Genomic DNA, 6078 nt, shown 5'->3' with positions numbered 1-6078 from the left:
TAAGCAGTACATTGAAAATCAAAACACACCGCCAAGTGAAAGAGCCGTAAAAACTTCACGCGCTTTAAGTCAGAAAAAAGACTAGTTACCTCTTGCTTGACTCGCCCTTGAAAGGGTGAGATTGCGCAAGCCTAATGTTCAGAATCGAGTTCCTTAATTTTTATTCAAATTTAAATAAAAATCCGGCTTTATGCTGTTTTTAAGAGTTTAAGATTAATTCGACTTTAACGTTGAACATTAACTCTTAAGAGGTTTAAAAATGGAACTAACCAACCAATCAAACATTGTTGAAGCACCAACAATCACTAAAAAAATGTCTACTGCTAAAAAAGCGACCATCGCACTGATGGTAATCTCTTTAGCTCTATTAATTTCACAAGGCGTAATGGCTGCGGCTCCAACTTCTGGTGACTTCCTATACGGAGTTTACAATGAAGTAGTTGGCTGGTTAACCGGCGCACCTGGCATCATCATTTCAATTTTCACATTTGGCTTTGCTGCTTTCCAAGGCATTATGAAGCAGAACTATGCTACTTGTGTGGGTGCATTCCTTATCGCACTGCTATTTGCAAATGCACAAGATGCTGTTGAGTACTTCCTAACTGCTTCAGTTGGAGTGCTTTAAAACATGGAAACGCCCAATCGCTACCGCTGTAAGACCCACATCAACCAACCGTTATTAATCTTGTTTGTATTTACTAAAGAACAAGTAATACCGTTGATGGCCGCGGTAGCGATTGGCATGGTGACAAAACAGACCTTTATCCTTGTATGCCTAGCCATGGCATACATTTATATCTCTCAAAAGGTTAAAGGCCGATTCCCTAAAGCCTATGTTAAACACAAGCTTTGGTCTTATGGGTTCATCTTAACCAATCAAAGCAAATCAATTGCAGATCCAGTTAAACGTACATACCACCGCTAAGGCAAGAAAATGCTTGATGATAAATCCGCTTCAGTTCGAAGCTTCAAATCGATGGTTGCATCTAACAACATAAGCCGAGTAGCTAACCTATTTTTATCCATTACAGTTGCTCTAAGCGCTTTAACACTGTTTTTCAAAGACAGTGAAGTCGTTGTTATCCCAGAACAGAATTACTTTGGTGAGCTTACAATTCAAGGCGATAAAGCTAACCAGAATTACCAACAAGCATGGGCCTACAGCGTTTCTACTCTAATAGGTAACATTAACTCGCAAAACATCGATTTTGTAAAAAAGATAATGATGAAAATGTTATCTCCACAACTACAAGTTGAAATCGAGCCAATGCTAGATAAGCAAGCTGAAATGATAAAAATGCGTGATATACGACAAGTTTTTATTGCCGACGACCTAATTCATGAGCCTGAAACTGATTTAATCACCATTTGGGGCCAAAAAATCACTTTCATTGGTGGAGAGCCCAAAGCAGATACGAAGTGGAGCTACGAATTTAAGATCACCGCAAGAAATGGAAGACCTAAAATCACTCACTTAGATCAATATCCGGGCACCCCAAGAAAGCGAAAACAAGCGATGGAAGCGCGTGGCGATGCTGAACCGGGAACTTTAGAGTCGCAACCTTACTATGACAGTGAGCTGGAGATAGGGGTACTAGAAGCGGCAAAAGAACTGAAAGTGAAAGAACAACAGGAGAGCAACTAGATGAAAACGAAATCAATACTTTTAGCCATTGGTTGTGCGTCTAGTACATTCACCTTCGCTAATGATGCAACTGAAAATCCAAGCGATACATTCAAGCTACCAACAGAAGTAGTAAATGAACAACCTATTCCGGTTACAAAGCAAGCCATATTTGAAGCGGCTAAAAACGGCATTAAATTAGATAGTCGAAGTGAGCCTGCCATGAAAACAGTTTCACCTCAAGATGAAATCAATCAAATTGCCGATAACATAAAACCAAACGGAATGATGAATGAAGCTGACTTTAACCAATACCAGCAGCCACAAACTGCACAGTCAATTCGCTCAGGTAATGGGTACTCATTCCTAGATATCGTTAAATCAAAATACAAGCCAACCCAAAACCTTAGAAATCTTGAACCGGGCGCTAATATCGCTGTACCTGTAGCTGTCGGCTTGACGAATCCAATCATAACTAATTTTAAGATGGTTGCTGCTAGAACCCATGACGAAGAATCAGTCATTGAATTAGAAGATGGCCGTTTATACATCACTTTAAACTCACTTAAGCCTGTTGCTTTAATGTTGTTTGAAGAAGGTGTTCCAGAGTCAATGATTAACCTTACATTGGTACCAATGGAAGCGATGCCGGTTGTTGTAAATGTCGATGTGAATCTTTCAAAAACGATGCAATACAAAGGCGCAAATCACAGAGCGGAAATAAAAGAGCAAGAAGCATTAGCTGAAGCGTCTTTAACTGAAGGCCACGTCGCAAATGTTGAAACAGATCGAGTAGCGCGTATTAAGCAAATTCTAAAACCTGTTGGTAAAGGTGAAATACCACAAGGTTTCTCACTTTCTCATGATGTATCAAAAGCGATGCACCAACCTTGCGGCTTAACCATTAGTCAGCAAGTACTACAGCGAATTGTCGGTCCAAGAGAAGTTGTTGATGTAGTCAGAGTCCAAAATACAACTACTCGCCCCTATACAATTCGTGAACAAATGTGCGAGTCACGTGATGTTATGGCCGTTGCCATTTACAACAAATCACTACTTCAACCTGGCGAAGCAACAGAAGTTTATATCCTGCGAGACAAATTGCGCCAAAGCATTGTTAACACTAACTCTAAACGTCCTCGTGTAATCAACTAAGGCTGGTAGAAATGAGCATTAAAAAACAATGGGAAAATCCCAAAGTTAGAAAGTTTGCAGCAATACTGGTGATTATTCCTATTGCGTTCTTTGGTTATAAGTCGATGTCTTCGAGTGATAATAAAACCAGTCTGCAGGACAGAATTGCAGCAAGACAAGCTGAAGACCGCCTTGATGGAAAGGGTAAAGTACGCGGGCTATTTGATTCTGAAAGCATTGCTAACATCGATAAAAACGAATTCGACGAAATCTATGACAAGTCTGTAGACTCAATTCGCAGAAAAGAGCGTGAGGTATATACAGAAAAAGAGCGTGTACTTGAGATGGTTCAGCAACAGCAGCAAAGCATCGATGACCTGACGCTAAAATTGAAAGATTACGAGCGCCAACTGGAAGTGCGCGATAGAGCATATGCAAACACCCAACATAATAGACAATCAAATGGTGGCTCACGCTCAAATTACAACACTTCATACTCTGGTGCAGAGCAAGGGCAACAAGCTATAGCTGATGCACCACAACAGTACGATGAGAGGGTCTTTGACAGAACCCCTACTCAGCTTGTTACTGCAAAACCATACATCGAAGGCCGTGTAATTAGAACTATTACCCAACGCAGCGTTCGAAGTATTAAGAGTTCGGGTGTTGTTGAAGAAAAGCAGCAAAAAGATTTGTTGATCACACAACAAAGTCTAAAACCTGAAAAAGAGGTCCAAAAGAAAAGCGATCCAAATGAAGGTGGACTAATTGATTCTGACGGGGGTGTTGTTTACTTGCCTGCAGGCTCATTTTTCTCTGGTGTTTTACTTACTGGTTTGGATGCTCCAACACAGCTTGCAGCCAAGTCTTCTCCTATGCCGGTTGTAATCCGAGTTAAAAAAGAAGCTATCTTACCTAACCATTTCACTTTAGATATTCGCGAGTGTCACGTTATTGGCCAAGCAATCGGGGATTTATCAAGCGAAAGAGCGCATATCCGAGCACAATCAATTACATGTGTACGTAATGACGGTAAGAGTGTTGAAAGCGCGATTCAAGCGAATGCAGTTTCTGACTTTGATGGCAAACTTGGTATAGCCGGCAGACTTGTAAGCAAAAATGGCAACCTCTTAGAAGGCTCTATGGCAGCTGGATTTATGAGTGGCATTTCTAAAGCTGTTGCACCTCAACGAACTACATCAATCAATACGTCTGGTGGTGATAGAGCGGTATGGGAATCAGTAGACTTAGGCTCCGTTGCTTCTGCTGGTGTGTTCCAAGGCTCAGCTGATGCTATGGATAGACTAGCTGAATACTACATCGCTTTAGCAGAACAGATTCACCCAGTAATTGAGATATCACCGGGACGTTCAATTACATTCGCTGTGCTATCTGGCACTAAACTAAAATTAGGTGATTAGACAATGAATGACTATATAAAAATGATTCTTATAAGCCTAGTAATGTCAGCCTTAGCATTTTTTGCTGGTGTATCTTACACAAAAGCAGTAAGCGAAAAATCGATGATTGAAGTAACTGATTTAATTGCAGGTTATGCGAAAGTTCAAACGTTTAATCCAGAAGAAATTTCAAAGCGCATTACATCAGAGGGGGCTACACCTGCAGAGCTGGCATCTTATATCGAGCGTTATATTAAACTTCATCAGCTCAAAGGGGTAATGCTTATTGATGAAAGTTATGTAGTTGCAAAGCCTAATTTCTCATCATCTGCTACGCTTACTATGAGCGAGCTAAATAACCTTAGTGAAAAGTACAATATTAAAACTGAAATAGATTATGGCTCACTCCTTAGTGAATTCAATAAAACAATTAAAAGCGCCAAGAATTACACAAATTAGATCCCAACTAAAAACCGCCTCATCATTTTGTAGGCGGTTTTTTTTGATCTATGTCCTATTTTTGATATCAAATTCCTTGAATTTACATCAGGCGTTAATTAACCACGAGAGCGATTAAAAAAACAACGCGATAGCTTTCTCTCCTGATATATAATATTAATTCTAAAAATAATTATGATTCACTAATGAGTGAGTTTAATAGTTTTGTTGAAAGAGCCAGCCACCAAAGTGTCCTTAAGGAGCCTCTGAATAACTCCCCACTTTTTGCGATAATAGCCGCATCGACCATTTTTTAGCCCAGCGAGCCGAATCATGAGCCAGTTGACTTTTGCCGAAGCAGAATACCAGAACAAAAAGCGTAAGACGCGTCGTGAGATTTTCTTGGAAAAAATGGATGCCATTATTCCTTGGAAGCGCTTGGAGAATCGCGCCGCTAAGCATTACCCAAAAGGTGAAATGGGGCGTCCCCCTTATCCGCTCAGTGTGATGCTGCGAGTGCACTGTTTGCAGTTGTTCTACAACCTTAGCGATCCGGCTCTGGAAGATTCGCTGTATGAAATTGAATCAATGCGCCGCTTTGCAGGATTGCGTTTATCAGACAATATTCCTGATGAAACAACAATTTTAAACTTCCGTCACTTCCTTGAAAAGCACGGGCTGGGCAAGCTATTTCTGAAGGAAATTAACAAGCACTTGCAGCATCAAGGCTTGCTGTTTCGCGAAGGCACCATTGTGGATGCCAGCATTATTTCCGCACCGAGCTCAACGAAAAATCAAAGCCACAAGCGCGACCCAGAAATGCATTCCAGCAAGAAAGGCAACCAATGGCACTTTGGCATGAAGATGCATATCGGCGTGGATGATGTCACAGGTATGATTCATAGCGTGGAAAGTACGGCTGCCAATGTGCACGACGTAACCATGACTGCAAGCCTTCTACATGGCGAAGAAAAGCGTGTATTTGGTGATGCTGGATACCTAGGTGTTGAAAAACGCAGGGAAAACAAAGAGCGCAAAAATCTTGCCTGGCTGATCAGTGCTCGAATCAGTAAGCGTAAAACCATGACCGAAAATGAGCAGGAAATTGAAAAAATGAAAGCCAAGCTACGCGCTAAAGTTGAGCATCCGTTTCGCTACATCAAGTGCGTATTTGGCTATAACAAAGTTCGTTACAAAGGGCTTGATAAAAACCATAACCGTTTGTGCCTGCTGGCGGGGCTAACGAACCTCATGATCGGTAGGAAATACTTGCTGGCTTAGGGTTAGTGCGCCCTTAATCCGCCAAAACGGCGAATTAAGGGCTAAAAGAGGTGGTTTTACCCACGGCTAGCGCATTTTAATCCCAGATTCTAACAGGGTTGAGCGATAATCATCGTCTAGCCCTGCCATTTTCTTTTTTCTCGCCATACTGGCTGTTTTAGTTGTATCTTGTTTAAATAACGCCATGGCTATTTTTCTCAT

General features: G+C 41.2%; 7 protein-coding genes and 1 pseudogene. 7 read left to right on the top strand and 1 reads right to left on the bottom strand.

Annotated elements, in window-relative coordinates; all coding sequences use genetic code 11:
• The first annotated feature begins 259 nt into the window (after nt 1-259).
• The 7 genes from JIG41_RS17765 (at nt 260) to JIG41_RS17735 (ending at nt 5877) form a co-directional block, all read left to right on the top strand.
• Entirely contained in the window at nt 260-625 is a 366-nt protein-coding gene (locus JIG41_RS17765) for a hypothetical protein (protein WP_055022201.1), read from the top strand.
• 3 nt (nt 626-628) lie between these two features.
• Nucleotides 629-925, top strand: a complete 297-nt coding sequence (locus tag JIG41_RS17760; RefSeq protein WP_036973922.1) for a type IV conjugative transfer system protein TraL — start codon at nt 629-631, stop codon at nt 923-925.
• 9 nt (nt 926-934) lie between these two features.
• On the top strand, nt 935-1645 hold the full coding sequence (locus JIG41_RS17755; protein ID WP_036973924.1) for a TraE/TraK family type IV conjugative transfer system protein: 711 nt from the start codon (nt 935-937) through the stop codon (nt 1643-1645).
• Nucleotides 1646-2779: a type-F conjugative transfer system secretin TraK gene (locus JIG41_RS17750; RefSeq protein ID WP_199525192.1), complete on the top strand. Its 1134-nt coding sequence runs from the start codon at nt 1646-1648 to the stop codon at nt 2777-2779.
• Nucleotides 2780-2790: 11 nt separating this feature from the next.
• A complete protein-coding gene (locus tag JIG41_RS17745; RefSeq protein WP_199525191.1) occupies nt 2791-4179 on the top strand; it encodes a TraB/VirB10 family protein in 1389 nt (462 codons plus the stop codon).
• A gap of 3 nt (nt 4180-4182) precedes the next feature.
• The gene (locus JIG41_RS17740; protein WP_138558919.1) at nt 4183-4617 is read left to right on the top strand and encodes a hypothetical protein; all 435 of its coding nucleotides are present in this window, start codon (nt 4183-4185) and stop codon (nt 4615-4617) included.
• A 312-nt stretch (nt 4618-4929) separates the two neighbouring features.
• The gene (locus JIG41_RS17735) at nt 4930-5877 is read left to right on the top strand and encodes an IS5 family transposase (RefSeq protein WP_199525190.1); all 948 of its coding nucleotides are present in this window, start codon (nt 4930-4932) and stop codon (nt 5875-5877) included.
• A 66-nt stretch (nt 5878-5943) separates the two neighbouring features.
• Here the strand turns inward: JIG41_RS17735 and JIG41_RS22950 are convergent.
• A pseudogene (locus JIG41_RS22950) lies at nt 5944-6078 on the bottom strand (ISAs1 family transposase); the annotation flags it as partial.

The sequence above is a fragment of the Pseudoalteromonas sp. bablab_jr011 genome, from assembly GCF_016464045.1.
Taxonomy (GTDB): domain Bacteria; phylum Pseudomonadota; class Gammaproteobacteria; order Enterobacterales; family Alteromonadaceae; genus Pseudoalteromonas; species Pseudoalteromonas lipolytica.
This window is presented reverse-complemented; position numbering and strand designations above follow the sequence as displayed.

Coding starts and splice junctions, on each gene's coding strand:
- JIG41_RS17765 (WP_055022201.1), top strand. CDS start 260: ATGGAACTAACCAACCAATCAAACATTGTTGAAGCACCAACAATCACT.
- JIG41_RS17760 (WP_036973922.1), top strand. CDS start 629: ATGGAAACGCCCAATCGCTACCGCTGTAAGACCCACATCAACCAACCG.
- JIG41_RS17755 (WP_036973924.1), top strand. CDS start 935: ATGCTTGATGATAAATCCGCTTCAGTTCGAAGCTTCAAATCGATGGTT.
- JIG41_RS17750 (WP_199525192.1), top strand. CDS start 1,646: ATGAAAACGAAATCAATACTTTTAGCCATTGGTTGTGCGTCTAGTACA.
- JIG41_RS17745 (WP_199525191.1), top strand. CDS start 2,791: ATGAGCATTAAAAAACAATGGGAAAATCCCAAAGTTAGAAAGTTTGCA.
- JIG41_RS17740 (WP_138558919.1), top strand. CDS start 4,183: ATGAATGACTATATAAAAATGATTCTTATAAGCCTAGTAATGTCAGCC.
- JIG41_RS17735 (WP_199525190.1), top strand. CDS start 4,930: ATGAGCCAGTTGACTTTTGCCGAAGCAGAATACCAGAACAAAAAGCGT.